Raw genomic sequence first — 13,684 nt, 5'->3', positions numbered from 1 at the left:
CCCCCCCCCCCCCCCCCCCCCCCCCCCCCCCCCCCCCGGCGGGATTTCCGACTTCCGGATCCCGGTTCCCTCTACGGCTCCCCCGCCTCCACCCGCAGGGTCCGGAGCCGGTTCAGGGCGGCGGCCAACTCGAACCGCCGGAACCCGGCCAGGTCGCCCAGGGGCCGGTCGGTGAGGGCGTCGAGCCCGCGGTCGTCCACCTCGGCCTCGATCCGGTCCAGGACCTCGGCCAGGGTCCGCCGGCCGTCGGCGAGGGCCCGAACCCGAAGGAGCGCGGCCCCGATGGCCCGGAGCTGGCCTGGGTGCACGAGCTGCTCCACGGCCGACACGTCGATCTCCTCGGTACCGAAGAGCACCGTCTTCACCCCCCGGCTCCGCACGCTCTCCTCCCGGCGGCCCCGGCTCGGGTCGAGGCTCGCGCCCAGGGGCCGCCGGTGCGTCACCGCCCCGAACCCCGGCCCCCCCTCGGGCCGCCGCTCGGCCCGGTACCGCTCGGCGATCTCCCGAGCCCGGGCCGTCACGTCCACGGGCCGGTAGGCGTCCATCGCGATCACCGTGTCGGCCACGTCGAAGTAGTCCCCGCTCCCGCCCATCACGAGCACAGTGGACACCCCCCGCTCGGTCCAGAGCTGGCGCACCTTGTCCACGAACGGGGTGATCGGCTCCTTCTCCTTGGCGATGAGTTCCTGCATCCGGTGGTCCCGGATCATGAAATTCGTGGCCGAGGTGTCCTCGTCCACCAGGAGCACCCGCGCCCCGGCCTCTAACGCTTCCAGGATGTTGGCCGCCTGGGAGGTAGAGCCCGACGCGTCCTGGGTGGAGAACGCCGCGGTGTCCACGCCGCCGGGCAGGTTCGAGATGAACGGCCGGATGTCCACCCCGGCCACGGCCCGGCCGTCCTCCGACCGGATCTTCACTGCCGAGGCATCGGTCACCACGAACTCCCGGCCGTCTCCCGGCCGGTGGTTGTACACCCCGAGTTCCAGGGCCTCCAGGAGCGTGCTCTTGCCGTGGAACCCGCCCCCCACTATCAGGGTGATGCCCCGGGAGATGCCCATCCCGGCGATCCGGCCCCGGTTGGGCAACTCCACCTCCACCCGCAGGCTCGGCGGGCTTTGGAACGGCACCGCCCCCCGCTCCAGGGGCCGGGGGTCCACCCCGCTCCGCCGCGGCAGAACGCTCCCGTCGGCCACGAACGCCACGAGGCCCAGCTCCGGGAGAAGGGCTCGGAGGGCCTCGGCGTCCTCGTTGGTTTCGGCCGCCGCCCGGACCTCCCGCGGGTCGAGGCTCCGGTACCGAAGCGCCCGGTCCACCACCCGGGGAACCGCGTCGCACAGGAGTTCCGCCGCGGCCCGGCCCAGGATCCGCCTCCCCCGCGCCGGAAGCCCCACGAAAAACCGGACCTCCAGTTCCCCGCCGCGCACCTGGGCCGCCGTGGTCCGAAGGACCTCCTGACCGGGCGCGTCGATGTCGATCTTGCCGCTCTTCCCCGACCCCGCGTGCGTCGAGGCCCGGCGGGCCTCGGCCGCGAACCGCCGGGCCAGGAGATGGCAAACCCCGAGGGTGCGCGGCTCCGAGGAAAACAGGTCCGGGGGGAATCCGGCCGCGTCGAGGGGAAGCCGAACCCGAAGCCGGCTGGGCGCCGCGAAGGGGTCGCCCTGGACGTGGTCCACGGTCAGGCGGAAGTCCCCGAAATCGTAAGAGCCTTTGATGTCCTTGTAGGCGGGGTACGGCCCGTTGTCGAGCCGCAGCAGGATCCTGCGCAGGTCTTCCTGGCTCGGCATGGGGAACCCTCTAGTTTCGCCGGAAAAGCGGGGAAGCCAAGAAGCGGGGGGATCAGTCCAGGGTGAACTCCCGGATCCCGAGGAAGTGGCCCGTGCCGGTCACGTAGTCCAACTCGGCCCGCACCAGGGCGGTGTGGCCGTCCTCGATCTCCAGGAACCGCCGGAACAACGCCTTGGCCTCGGGATCGTCCACCCCGTCCACGAGCTGGCGGTAGTGGGCGCTCACCTCCTCCTCGAGCCGAAGGGACTCCTCCAGGTGGCCCAGGCCGTAGCTGCGTTCGGGGTGGCCCTTGGCCTCGGCCAGGCGCTTCTTTCCCTCCTGGAACCAGTCGCGGCGGGGAACGGCCGACTCGATCTCCGTGGGGCCGATGGCACCCGTGGAGAGCCACTGCTCCCGCTTGTACTCCAGATACTCCACGTGCCGGGCCTCCTCCGCGGCCATGAGGCCGAAGAACTCCCGGGCTTCCCCTTCCGGGGCCCCCTGCCGCGCCTTCTCGTAATGGGCCTGGACCTTCCGTTCGAACGCGAGCGCCGAGGCCAGGGCTTCTTCGATGGTCATGGTGTGTCCTCCCGGAGGAATCGCATTCGCGTTGCGTCGCCCGAGGAAACTAGACGGGCCAAGGCGTTGCGTCAAGCGCACGAAACATCGCCACCGTTGTCCTCGAGCACCAAGGTTGGTAGCGTGACCCAGCACCCCCCCTGAAGGGAGGATGGCCCGTATGGATCGAAAATTCATCCGCTTCCGCCCCACCGAGGCCCGGATCGATCTGGGCGCCGTCGTCCACAACGTGCGGGCGCTCGGGACGCTCACGCCCGCCGGCACGGCGTTCATGGCCGTGGTCAAGGCCGACGCCTACGGCCACGGCGCCGTTCCCGTGGCCCGGGCGGCCCGGGACGCCGGGGCCTCGTGGTTCGGGGTGGCGCTTTTGGAGGAGGCGCTGGAACTCCGGGGCGCAGGGCTTTCGGAGCCGGCCCTGGTGCTCGGGGCCGTGCCGGCCTCCGCCGCCCCGGCGGCGGTCGGGGCGGACGTGCGGCTCGCGCTGTTCGACCCGGACCTGGCCCGGGCCCTGGACGCGGCCGCGCGGGAGCGGGGGCGGCCGGCCCGGGTGCACCTCAAGATCGACACGGGGATGGGCCGGGTCGGGGTGCGGCCCGAGGATCTCGACGCGTTCTTGGATCTCTTGGGGACGCTCCCCGGGGTCGAGGTGGAGGGGGTGTTCACCCATTTCGCCACGGCCGACGAGACCGACCTCTCGTTCGCGCGGGACCAGTTGGCGCGGTTCCACGAGTGCCTGGGGCTTCTCGCCCACCGGGGTATCCGCCCCCGGATCCGTCACGCGGCAAACACGGCCGGCATCCTGGCCCTGCCCGAGTCCCACCTGGACCTCGTGCGGGCCGGGATCGGGCTCTACGGGATCTACCCCTCGGCCGAGGTGGTGCGCTCGGCCGACCTCCGGCCGGTGCTCCGCTGGACCACCCGGATCGCCCACCTAAAGGACGTACCCCCCGGGACCCCCCTCTCCTACGGCCGCACCCACGTGACCCCCGGCCCCCGGCGCATCGCCACGCTGCCCGTGGGATACGGCGACGGCTACCCTCGGCTCCTCTCGAACCGCGGAGCGGTGCTGGTGCGGGGCCGCCGCGCCCCCGTCGTGGGCCGGGTGTGCATGGACATGATCCTGGTGGACGTGACCGGGGTGCCTGGGGTGGCGATAGGGGACGAGGTGGTGCTCCTGGGCCGCCAGGGGGAGGAGGAGATCCCGGCCGACGAACTCGCCCGGCTGACCGACACCATCCCCTACGAGATCACCTGCAACGTGGGGAAGCGGGTGCCGAGGCGGCTAGAAGGCTAGAAGGCTGGGAGGCTAGGAGGCTGGGGAGCTGTTCGCCGCTATCCCTGCCGGAACTCCCCGGCGCCGGGGAGATCACGGTCGGGGTTCCGCGGTGGGAGCGGCGTCCACGCCGCGATCCGGGCCGAAGGCCCGAAAAAAAGACGTTGTCACGGCGCGGACGCCGCTCCCACACAGACGGAAGCGGGCCATCAGAGCAGAATCCCGAACGGGATCGGCCGCCTAGCCGCCTAGCCGCCCAGCCGCCTGGCCGCCCAGCCAAACCTACTCCTTCGTCACCTCGGCGTCCTCGAGCATGAGGGCGTAGCGGTAGCCGAAGCCGAAGTCCTTGTCGGTCGCCACCGTGCCCCGCACGAGCACGGTGTCGCCGACGCTCGCCCGGGCCTGGGTGGTGACCGTGAGATCGTTCGCGCCCTCGGCGCCCGTGCCGTCGCGCAGGTGGATCCAGTTCCGGCCCATGATGCCGGCGTTGAACTTGACGACCTTCCCCCGCACCACCACCTGCTGGCCGGCCAGGTCCGCCTTCTGGGCGAAAAGCTCCTCCACGGTGTGCCCCCCCTCGGCTTTGCGGATACCCGTGAGGTCCACGTCGGCGGCCATCTTCGCCCGGGAGGCGGCGCCGGTCTGGGGGGCGTCCGCCGCGCCCATGTCCTGCCCCGCCGGCACGATGGCCGACGAGAAGTAGAGCATCTCGAAGGTCCGGTCGAGGGTCTTGCTGTGGTAGCCCGGCATGGGCATGGGGTTTTGCACCACCACCTCCTGGCCCACCTCCACCCGGACCTGGGGGGCGGCCGCCCACACCTCGCCCTGGGGCGTCTTCACCTTGACGTAGGTGTAGCCGCCGGTGTCCATGGTTTCGAGCACCGGCCCGGCCATCGGGCCGGACGCCGGAGCCGGGGCCGGGGCGGCCTCGGCTTGGGCCGGGGGTTCGGCCGGCTTGGCCGGCTCCTGGGTGGCAACAGGGGACGGGGACTGGCTGCAGGCGGCGAGCCCTGCGGCCAGGGCGAGGGTCCAGATTCGGTTCACGGCATGCTCCCGGGTCGTGGGGAAACGAAAAACGGGCCAACGGCCCGGGAGGGTATCACACCCGGATCCAAAACCCCATAAGAGGGGGATTAAAATCCGTTTCGGCCGCCTGGGCGTTCAGGCGTGCCCGGCCCGGGCGAGAACGGGCTTGGGGTCCACGGCCGAAAGCTCCAGGGCGGCGGCCGCGAGAGGCAGGCCCGCCGCCAGGGCCAGGAGCTGGGTCACGTACACCACCGGGATCGTGAACCCCAGGTCGCCGGCCATCTCGGGCTGGCGCTCATCCAGGTTCACCTGGCACAGGGGGCAGGCCACGGCCACCAGGTCCGCGCCCCGGGCCTTGGCGTCCTGGAGCACCTTGGCCGTGAGCTCTTCGGCCCGCTCCACCTGGGGCACCGAGAGGCTCCCGCCGCAACAGTCGGTCTTGCGCGACCACTCCACCGGCTGGGCCCCCAGGGCCCGCACGATCCGCTCCATCGACCGGGGGTTTTCGGGGTCGGGGACCCCCGTGATCCGGGCCGGCCGGGTGAGAAGGCACCCGTAGTAGCAGGCCACCTTGAGGCCCGCGAGCGGCCGCCGAGGTTCGAACCCGTCGCCCGCGACCCGGCGTTCCAGCAGATCGAGGGCGCTCTCCACGCCCACGGTGTCCCGGTACTCGTGCCGCATCCAGTCGTCCACCCGCACGGCCAGGGCGCCGTCGTCCCGGTACTCGGCCAGGGCCGCCTTGAACCGGCCGTAGCAGGCCGCGCAGGGCGCCACCACCCGGTCGAGGCCCATCCGTTCGATCAGCGCGAGGTTCCGAAGGGGCAGGGCCGCGGCGAGAAAGGCGTCGGTGCCGTGGGCCGGGGTGGTGCCGCAGCAGGTCCAGCCCGGGGGCTCCACGAGCTCCACGCCCAGGTGCTGGGCCGCGGCCCGAAACGACCGGTCGTAGGCCCGGCCGGTGGCGTGCAGCGAGCACCCGGGGTAGTACGCCACCCGGTTCGGGGCGGGGCCCACCCAGGGCGGCCGCCGGGACGGGCGGGCCACCTCGGGTAGGAACCGGATCTTGCCCTTCCGGATCATGCGAAGCCCCATCGGCAGATCCCGCAGGGGCTGCAGCTCCCGCAGGTTCAGCTCGCCGATGAGCCCTAGCTCGTACACCCGGCCGAGGGTCTTCACCTGGCGCATGAACGCCTTGTAGAACCGGGCCACCTCGGGCACCGAGGGCCGGTCCAGGGTCTCCTGCCGAAACCGGTCGAGGATCGTGGGCAGGTCGATCCCCTGGGGGCACCGGGTGACGCAGGTCTGGCACGAGGCGCACAGCCACACCGTGCGGCTTCGGGCCACGGAGGCGTCGCCGTCCTGGATGGCCCGGAGGACCTCGCTCGGCAGCAGATCGAAGTGCTCGGCCATGGGGCACCCGGCCGAGCACCGCTGGCACTGGTAGCACAGGTAGGCGTTCTCGCCGGTGGACTGCTCCACCTTCCGGGCCAGGGCGTCGTGGGTCTGAAGCGCGTTCATGGGGCACCTTCCGGGGTCTTCGGTGTCCGGTTCCCGGTCTGCGGCGGGCAGGCGGTTCACCCGCCGGCGTGGGCCGCGTCGGGCAGGGGTTGGGGCCGGGGGAGGAGCCCGGCGCCCTCCACGATGGGCCGCACGGCCTCCTCCCACTCGATGGCCATGATGTGCACCCCGGCCACCCCGGGGATCTCCCGGACCTGCTGGATCTGTTCGATGCAGATCCGGATCCCCTCGGCCCGGAACGCCTTCGAGCGCTCGGCCTTGTCGTCGATGCCCCGGCCCGCCGCCACCATCCGCTCGACGATCTCGTCGGGGACGTCCATGCCCGGCACCTGGTCGCGCATGTATTTGGCCATGGCGGGTCCCTTCAGGGGGCTCAGGCCCGCGAGCACGTACACCTTGTCCAGGAGCCCGAGATCCCCCAGCCGGGCCATGAACTCCCGGAACCGGGCCATGTTGTAGATGCACTGGGTCTGGATGAACCGGGCCCCCGCCTTCACCTTCTTGGCCACCCGGAACGGCCGGCAGGGGTACGGCTCGGCGAAGGGGTTCTCGGCCGCGCCCAGGAAGAACCGGGGCGGCGCCCCCTCCACCTCCTCGCCGTTGGCGAACACCCCGCGCTCGCCCATGTCGGCCATGATCTTCAGGAGTTGGATCGAGTCGATGTCCCACACGTTCTTGGCGCCGGGGTGGTTCCCGAAGGTTTGGTGGTCGCCCGAGAGGCACAGGAGGTTCCTGAGCCCCAGGGCCCAGGCCCCCAGGAGGTCGGCCTGGATGGCCAGGCGGTTGCGGTCGCGGCAGGTCATCTGCACCACCGGCTCCACCCCGGCCTGCCGCGCGAGGAGGGCCGCGGCGATGGACGACATCCGGACCACCGCCGTCTGGTTGTCGGTGATGTTCACGGCGTCGGCCACCCCCCGGAGCAGGTCCGCCTTGCGCCGGATCACCCCGGGGTCGGCGCCCTTGGGCGGCCCGAGCTCGGCCGTGACGGCGAATCCGCCGGACGTGAGCACCCGCTCCAGATTGCTTCGGCTATCGGCGTCGGACATGGTACGACTCCTTTGGAGGCTGGAAAGCTGGAAAGCCTAAAGCCTCCGGCCCTCTTCGCCGCCGTACCGGGCGGCGCGCGATCTGCCCACCGGGCCCGGCTACACAGCCTGCCGGGCCGGTTCGGCCTCCGGCTCGGCCGGGGGGCCCCGCCGGAGGTCTTCCCGCACGATGCGGCCCGGTCCCCCGCTGGGGCCGGTGGACCAGTCCTTGGGCGGCTGGATCTCGGCCAGCCGGTCCAGGTGTCCCAGGGCCTCCATGCGCTCGTAGATGAGGTGCCAGGCGCAGGGGGTTTCGGGGCTGACCTCGCATTTCCCCCCCTGGGAACCGCCGCAGGGGCCGTTCAAAAGGCTCTTGGAGCACCGGGCCACCGGGCAGATGCCGTCGGTGAGCCCGAGCACGCAGTCCCCGCACCCCTCGCAGCGGGCCTCCCAGACCCCGTGTTCGGTGGGGAGCCCGTAGAACTTGGTGTTGAGCCCCGGCACCACCCGGAACTGGGGGAACCGCTCCACCACGGCCTGCACCCCCACCCCGCAGGCCAGGCTCACCACGCAGTCGGCCCCCTCCATCTCGGGCCGGGCCGCGTCCAGGTACTCCCACTCGCACTGGCGCTGGATCACCCCGTGGGTGGCCTCGAGCTCCCGGCCCTGGAGCCGGGCCCGCATCCGCAGGGACGAGGCCAGGATCTCGGCCTCTTTCTCCCCGCCGGCGAAGCACACGGTCACGCAGGTGCCGCACCCCATCACGGCCACCCGCCGGGCGCCGTCGGTCAGCGCCAGGATCTCGTCGAGGGGTTTCTGCTCGGCCACGATCATGCCCGCACCTCCGCTTCCGGCGCTTCGGCCGGCCGTGCGGCCGGCGGTTCGGCGCCCTTCAGGGGATTCGGGCCCAGCGCCCGCACGTGCTCGGTCATCTCCGTGCAGATCTCCGCAAACCGCTGGGCCTGGGCCGACGAGAGGTTGTACATCCGCACCCTCTCGCCCCCGATCCCGATCTCGTCCAAGAGCCCGGCGATGTACCGGACCCGCCGCTTCGCGTTCGTATTACCTTCCAGGTAATGGCAGTCGCCCTCCAGTCACCCGGCCACGAACGCGCCGTCGGCGCCCCGCTCGAAGGCGTCGAGCACGTGGGCCACGTCGAGCTTGCCCGTGCAGGGGAGCCGCACCACCCGGATGCCCTCGGGGTAGCGAAGCCGCATGGCCCCGGCCAGGTCGGCCGCGCCGTAGGCGCAGTGGTGGCAACAGAACGCGACGATCCTGGGTTCGAACTCTTCCGCCATGGTGTCTCCTCCACGAGAGGGGGACGCTTGCGTCGCGGGCTCAGCAGCCGCCCGGGGCCGCGGCCTCGTCCTTGGCGCCCCGGTACCAGGTGTCGGCCCCGAGGAGGGCGTCCACCGCGGCGAGCACCTGGTCGTCGGCGTAGTGGGCGAGCTGGATCGCCTTGGCCGGGCACTCCCCGGCGCACACCCCGCAGCCGTGGCAGGTGGCCGGCTCGATGTAGGCGGCCCCCCGGATGCCCCCGGCACCTAGGAGGTCGGGCCGGATCTTCGGCACCTGGTAGGGGCACACCCGCACGCAGGTGAGGCACCCGGCACACCGCTCGGCCACCACCTCGGCCACCACGCCCTCGCTCTCCACGTGCTCCTTGGCGAGCACGGTGGCCGCCCGGGCGGCCGCGGCCTGGGCCTGGGCCACCGACTCGCCCAGGAGCTTGGGGTAGTGGACGAGCCCGGCCAGGTAGAGGCCCCTCGTCTGGAAGTCCACGGGCCGCAGCTTCACGTGGGCCTCCAGCAGGAACCCGTCGGCGTCCAGGGGCACCTTGAGCCGGGTCGCGAGCTCCCCCAGGTCGGCGTGGGGCACGGTGGGCTCGGCCAGCACGAGGAGCTCCGGCGCGAGCCGGACCTCCCGGCCGGTGGCCGCGTCGCGGTACCACACCCGCACCGTGCCGTCGCCCGTGGCCACCTGGGGGGGCTGCTCTTCCGGGTAGCGCCGGAACACGACCCCGCGGCGCCGGGCCTCGGTGTAGAGCCGCTCCTTGAACCCGTAGGTGCGGATGTCCTTGTAAAGCACGGTCACCCGGGCCCGGGGCCGGAGCTCCTTGAGAATCAGGGCGTTCTTGATGGCCGTGGTGCAGCAGGTGCGGGCGCAGAACCGCTGGGCCGGCCCGACGCACAGCACCATGACCACGTCCTCGGGGATCGACCGGCGGGCGATGGGCAGGTCCAGGTCGTGGCCGTTGCCCGAGGCCTTGTGAAACAGGAACTCCTCGAAGTCGAGGCCCGTGACGATGTCCGGGTGCTCCCCCAGCCCCAGCTCGGGCCCCCGGTACTCCCGGGCGCCGGTGGCCACCACCACGGCCCCGTGCTCCACCACGTCGGTGTCGCCCGAGCGGTGGCGGAGCCGGCTCGTGAAGTTCCCGGTGAACCCCGAGAGTTCCAGGAGTTCCGTGTCGAAATGGACCCGGATGTTTGGGTGCTGGAGCACCCGGCGCACCCGGTCCTCCAGGTACTCCCGGGGGCTCCGGCCGGTCTCCAGGAACCGCACCCGGCGGAGGTTCCCGCCGAGCTCCCCCGTGCGCTCCACCAGGTGGACCGGAAACCCCTGGTCCGCGAGGTCCAGGGCCGCGGCCATGCCGGCCGCCCCGCCCCCGAGCACCAGGGCCTGGCGCTTCACGGGGTACTTGAGGCTCCGGACCGGCTTGAGCCGGGTGGCCCGGGCCACGGCCGCCCGCACGAGATCCATGGCCTTGCGGGTCGCCCCCTCCCAGTCGCCGGCGTGGACCCAGGAGCACTGGTTGCGGATGTTCGCCATCTCGAACAGCATGGGATTGAGGCCCGCCGCCCGGACCGCGTCCTGGAACAGGGGCTCGTGGGTCCGGGGGCTGCACGAGGCCACCACCACGCGGTTCAGGTTCTTCTCCTTCACCGTCTCGGTGATGTGGGCCACCGTGTCCTGGCTGCAGGTGTAGAGGTTCGCCTCGGCGTGGGCCACCCCGGGAAGGCCGGCCGCGTACTCGGCCACCCCGGGCACGTCGAGGAACCCGCCGATGTTCGACCCGCAGTGGCACACGAACACGCCGACCCGGGGCTCCTCGCCGGTCACGTCCCGTTCGGGCGGGTACTCGGGCTCCCGGGTCAGGGTGCCCCGGGCCCCGGCCAGAAGGCTCCCGGCCCGGGAGGCCGCCCCGGAGGCCTCGACCACGGTCTCGGGGATGTCCTTGGGCTCCCGGAACGGCCCGGCCACGTAGATGCCCGGCCGGGACGCCTCCAGGGGCTTGAAGAGCGTGGTGCGGCAGAACCCGTGGTAGTCCACCTCGATCCCGAGCCGCCGGGCCAGGTCCCGCACCGAGGCCGAGATCTCCATGCCCACCGACAGGACCACCAGGTCGAACCGCTCCTCCCGGATCTGCCGGCCCCGGACGTACCGCACCAGGAGGTCGCCGGTCGCGGGGTCCTCCACCAGCCGCGACACCCGGCAGCGCTCGTAGCGCACGCCGTACTCCTCCCGGGCCCGGCGGTAGTAGGCGTCGTAGCCCTTGGAGAACGACCGGGTGTCCATGAAGAACACGGCCACCTCGGTGCCCGGCTCGTGCTCCTTGACCATCACGGCCTCTTTGGCCGCGTACATGCAGCACACGCTCGAGCAGTAGTCGTGGTTCTGGTCCCGGGACCCCACGCACTGGAGGAACGCGACCTTCTCCGGCACCTTGCCGTCCCCGGGGCGCTTCACGTGGCCCCGGGTGGGCCCCGAGGCCGAGAGCATCCGCTCGAGCTGGAGCGAGGTGACCACGTTCGCGAACCGGCCCAGGCCGTACTCCTGGCTCAACCGCGCGTCGTAGGCCTCGTACCCGGGGGCGAGCACCACGGCCCCCACCCGGAGTTCCTCGACCCGCTCCACCTCGTCGTGGTCCACGGCCTGGGCTTTGCACGCCTCGACGCAGGCATAGCACTCGGAGCACACCCCGCAGCTCAGGCACCGCTCCGCCTCCTGGCGGGCCTCCTCCTCGGTGTACCCCAGGCTCACCTCGCCGAACCCCCGCACCCGTTCGGCCGCCTCCCGGGTTCGCACGTGCACCCGCCGGCCCTTTCGGATCTCGTCCCGGGCCATCCGGTCGCGCAGCTCCTCGTCGGAGAGTTCGGCCACCGGCAGCCGCTCCTTGGGCGCGGGTTTCACCTGCTCGCCCCGGAGGTAGGCGTGGATGCCCCGGGCCGCCCGGTGCCCCGAGGCCACGGCCTCGATCACGAAGGCCGTGCCGGTGGTGGTGTCCCCGGCGGCGAACAGCCCCGGCCGGGCCGTGGCCCCGGTCTCGGGGTCGGCCACCACGGTGTTCTGCCGGGTGATCTCCACCCCGGTGTCCGGGGGCAGGAACGCGAGCCCCGCCCGCTGCCCCACCGAGAAGATCACCGTCTCGCACTCCACCTCGAACTCCGAGCCGGGCACGGGCACCGGCCGGCGCCGGCCGGTCTCGTCGGGCTCGCCCGGGGCCATCCGCTGGAACCGCACGGCCCGGACCCGGCCGTCGGGTCCGGCCAGGATCTCCACCGGGTTCGAGTGAAACGTGAACGAGACCCCCTCCTCCTCGGCGTGGCGGATCTCCAGGGGATGGGCCGACGCCTCCTCCCGGGAGCGGCGGTAGTGCACGGCCACCTCGGCGCCCAGGCGCACCGCGGTGCGGGCGCAGTCCATGGCCACGTCGCCCGCGCCGATCACCACGGCCCGCCGGCCGGTCGGGGGCGGGTTTCCGAGCCGCACGTCCCGCAGGAACGAGGTGTTCGTGAGCACCCCGGGCAGGTCGTTCCCCGGGATGGGGAGCCGCACCCCCTCGTGGGCCCCCACGGCCACGAGCACCGCTTGATACCCGTCGGCGAAGAGGTCCTCCACGTTCCCCACGGGGTGGTTGAGCCGGAGGTCCACCCCCAGGTCCACGATCTCCTGGATCTCCCGCTCGATAATAGCGGCGGGGAGGCGGTACTCGGGCACCCCCACCCGGAGCATGCCGCCCGCCACGGGCAGCGCCTCGAACACCGTGACGGGGTACCCTTCGAGCACGAGGTCCCGGGCCGCCGTGAGGCCGCAGGGCCCGGCGCCGATGACGGCGATACGTTCGTCGAACCGCCGGGGGGCGGGGTCGGGGGGCTCGTAGGGCCGGGCGTAGGCCCAGTCGGCCACGAACCGCTTCAGGGCCCGGATGTCCAGGGCCTCGTCCACCCGGCCCCGGGTGCAGGCGTCCTCGCAGCGGTGGTTGCAGATGCGGCCGCAGATCCCGGGGAAGGGGTTGTCGAGCTTGATGGTCCGGAACGCGGCCTCGTAGTCCCCCGCCCGGATGTGGGCGATGTACCCCTGGGCCCGCTGGCCCGCCGGGCAGGCGTGGCGGCAGGGGCTCACCCCCCGCTTTTCCACGGCGAACGCGTTGGGCACCGCCTGGGGGTAGAGCTTGTGGATGGCCTTCCGGGTGGAGAGCCCCTCGTCAAAGGGGTTCGGAAGGGAGACCGGGCAGACCTTCTCGCAGTCGCCGCAGGCCGTGCACCGGTCCTCCCGCACGTACCGGGGCCGGCGCCGCAGCTTCACCCGGAAGTCGCCGGCGTGGCCCTCCAGGGCCAGCACGTCGGCGTTGGTGAGCACGTCGATGTTGAGGTGCCGGCCGGCGTCCACCAGTTTCGGGCTGATGGTGCACATGGCGCAGTCGTTCGTGGGGAACGTCTTGTCCAGTTGCGCCATGTGGCCGCCGATGGCGGAGCGCTGCTCCGCCAGGTACACCTTGAACCCGGCCTCGGCGAGGTCGAGGCTCGCCTGGATCCCGCCGATGCCGCCCCCCACCACGAGTACCGCGCCGGTCAGACCGGCGCCCCCGGACGCCTGAGCCATGAGCGAACCCCTCGAAACGGCTGGAAACGGATCGCGCCGGGGGGCGAACCCTGTTCGCACCCCGAAGGAAACGGGCGACCGGTCGGGCCGCCCGGCGCGTTGTCCCTACACCTGCTTCGTGACCAGGGCGTACTCGGGAACCCCCTGGGGCTCGGCCTCCCAGGCGGCCTCGAGGGCGGCCTTCTGGTCGAGCACCGTGAGCACCATGTTCTGGATCATGTCGCTCGTATAGTCGGTAGTGATCAGGTCGTCGGCCATGTCCAGGATCTCGATGCCCTCCTGGTAGCCGGTGCGGTACACGAGGTAGCTGGGCATCGGCAGCACCAGGATCACGCTGGTGCGGGTGGTCCGGAAGTCTTCCTGGATGAGTTCCAGGAGCCCGGTGCCGTCCTCCTCCAGGTACGGGAACGTGGTGTGCAGGAGCACGAGGCTCGGCCGCTTCTGGAGCACCTTGTCCCGGCACCCCGCCACCTGGGTCACCTCGTCGATCCGCAGGTCCGGCCGGGCCTCGGTCAGGATCCGCCGAAGGCTCTTCACGCGGCTGCGATCGGTGTCGATGATCATGACGTCGGTGTGGCGTTCCATGGCTGACCTCCTTCGGGGATCGTCCCCCGTGCGG

At 72.2% G+C, this 13,684-nt stretch carries 10 protein-coding genes; 1 reads left to right on the top strand and 9 read right to left on the bottom strand.

The features are described 5' to 3' along the window. Positions 1 to 71: 71 nt before the first annotated feature. Positions 72 to 1,784 carry an ABC-ATPase domain-containing protein gene (locus ACYQ8L_RS11360; RefSeq protein WP_459941915.1) on the bottom strand — a complete coding sequence of 571 codons (1,713 nt, stop codon included), beginning with the start codon at positions 1,782 to 1,784 and terminating at the stop codon, positions 72 to 74. Positions 1,785 to 1,836: 52 nt separating this feature from the next. Next, a complete protein-coding gene (locus ACYQ8L_RS11355) occupies positions 1,837 to 2,343 on the bottom strand; it encodes a hypothetical protein (protein ID WP_459941914.1) in 507 nt (168 codons plus the stop codon). Between the two features lie 160 nt (positions 2,344 to 2,503). Between ACYQ8L_RS11355 and alr the strand changes: the two genes are divergently transcribed. Beyond that, positions 2,504 to 3,637 (top strand): alanine racemase, encoded by a 1,134-nt coding sequence (alr, locus tag ACYQ8L_RS11350; RefSeq protein ID WP_459941913.1) that lies wholly within the window; start codon positions 2,504 to 2,506, stop codon positions 3,635 to 3,637. A 261-nt stretch (positions 3,638 to 3,898) separates the two neighbouring features. Here alr and ACYQ8L_RS11345 read toward each other — a convergent pair whose 3' ends face one another. The 7 genes from ACYQ8L_RS11345 to ACYQ8L_RS11315 form a co-directional block, all read right to left on the bottom strand. Further along, complete coding sequence (locus ACYQ8L_RS11345; protein WP_459941912.1) at positions 3,899 to 4,660, bottom strand: hypothetical protein; 762 nt, start codon at positions 4,658 to 4,660, stop codon at positions 3,899 to 3,901. A gap of 117 nt (positions 4,661 to 4,777) precedes the next feature. Beyond that, a complete protein-coding gene (locus tag ACYQ8L_RS11340) occupies positions 4,778 to 6,157 on the bottom strand; it encodes a heterodisulfide reductase-related iron-sulfur binding cluster (RefSeq protein WP_459941911.1) in 1,380 nt (459 codons plus the stop codon). A gap of 56 nt (positions 6,158 to 6,213) precedes the next feature. Beyond that, entirely contained in the window at positions 6,214 to 7,203 is a 990-nt protein-coding gene (locus tag ACYQ8L_RS11335) for a methylenetetrahydrofolate reductase (protein ID WP_459941910.1), read from the bottom strand. 99 nt (positions 7,204 to 7,302) lie between these two features. Further along, positions 7,303 to 8,016: a methylenetetrahydrofolate reductase C-terminal domain-containing protein gene (locus tag ACYQ8L_RS11330; protein ID WP_459941909.1), complete on the bottom strand. Its 714-nt coding sequence runs from the start codon at positions 8,014 to 8,016 to the stop codon at positions 7,303 to 7,305. After that, entirely contained in the window at positions 8,013 to 8,480 is a 468-nt protein-coding gene (locus tag ACYQ8L_RS11325) for a hydrogenase iron-sulfur subunit (protein WP_459941908.1), read from the bottom strand. Before ACYQ8L_RS11325 ends, ACYQ8L_RS11330 begins: the two co-directional genes overlap by 4 nt. A 40-nt stretch (positions 8,481 to 8,520) precedes the next feature. Beyond that, on the bottom strand, positions 8,521 to 13,065 hold the full coding sequence (locus ACYQ8L_RS11320) for an FAD-dependent oxidoreductase (protein ID WP_459941907.1): 4,545 nt from the start codon (positions 13,063 to 13,065) through the stop codon (positions 8,521 to 8,523). Positions 13,066 to 13,170: 105 nt separating this feature from the next. Next, positions 13,171 to 13,650: a response regulator gene (locus ACYQ8L_RS11315; RefSeq protein WP_459941906.1), complete on the bottom strand. Its 480-nt coding sequence runs from the start codon at positions 13,648 to 13,650 to the stop codon at positions 13,171 to 13,173. Positions 13,651 to 13,684: the final 34 nt, after the last annotated feature.

It is taken from the genome of Deferrisoma palaeochoriense (assembly GCF_054656955.1).
This window is presented reverse-complemented; position numbering and strand designations above follow the sequence as displayed.

Excerpts from the sequence above, each read along its gene's own strand:
- ACYQ8L_RS11335 (WP_459941910.1), bottom strand. The coding sequence starts at position 7,203 with ATGTCCGACGCCGATAGCCGAAGCAATCTGGAGCGGGTGCTCACGTCC.
- ACYQ8L_RS11330 (WP_459941909.1), bottom strand. The coding sequence starts at position 8,016 with ATGATCGTGGCCGAGCAGAAACCCCTCGACGAGATCCTGGCGCTGACC.
- ACYQ8L_RS11360 (WP_459941915.1), bottom strand. The coding sequence starts at position 1,784 with ATGCCGAGCCAGGAAGACCTGCGCAGGATCCTGCTGCGGCTCGACAAC.
- ACYQ8L_RS11320 (WP_459941907.1), bottom strand. The coding sequence starts at position 13,065 with ATGGCTCAGGCGTCCGGGGGCGCCGGTCTGACCGGCGCGGTACTCGTG.
- alr (WP_459941913.1), top strand. The coding sequence starts at position 2,504 with ATGGATCGAAAATTCATCCGCTTCCGCCCCACCGAGGCCCGGATCGAT.
- ACYQ8L_RS11355 (WP_459941914.1), bottom strand. The coding sequence starts at position 2,343 with ATGACCATCGAAGAAGCCCTGGCCTCGGCGCTCGCGTTCGAACGGAAG.
- ACYQ8L_RS11315 (WP_459941906.1), bottom strand. The coding sequence starts at position 13,650 with ATGGAACGCCACACCGACGTCATGATCATCGACACCGATCGCAGCCGC.
- ACYQ8L_RS11340 (WP_459941911.1), bottom strand. The coding sequence starts at position 6,157 with ATGAACGCGCTTCAGACCCACGACGCCCTGGCCCGGAAGGTGGAGCAG.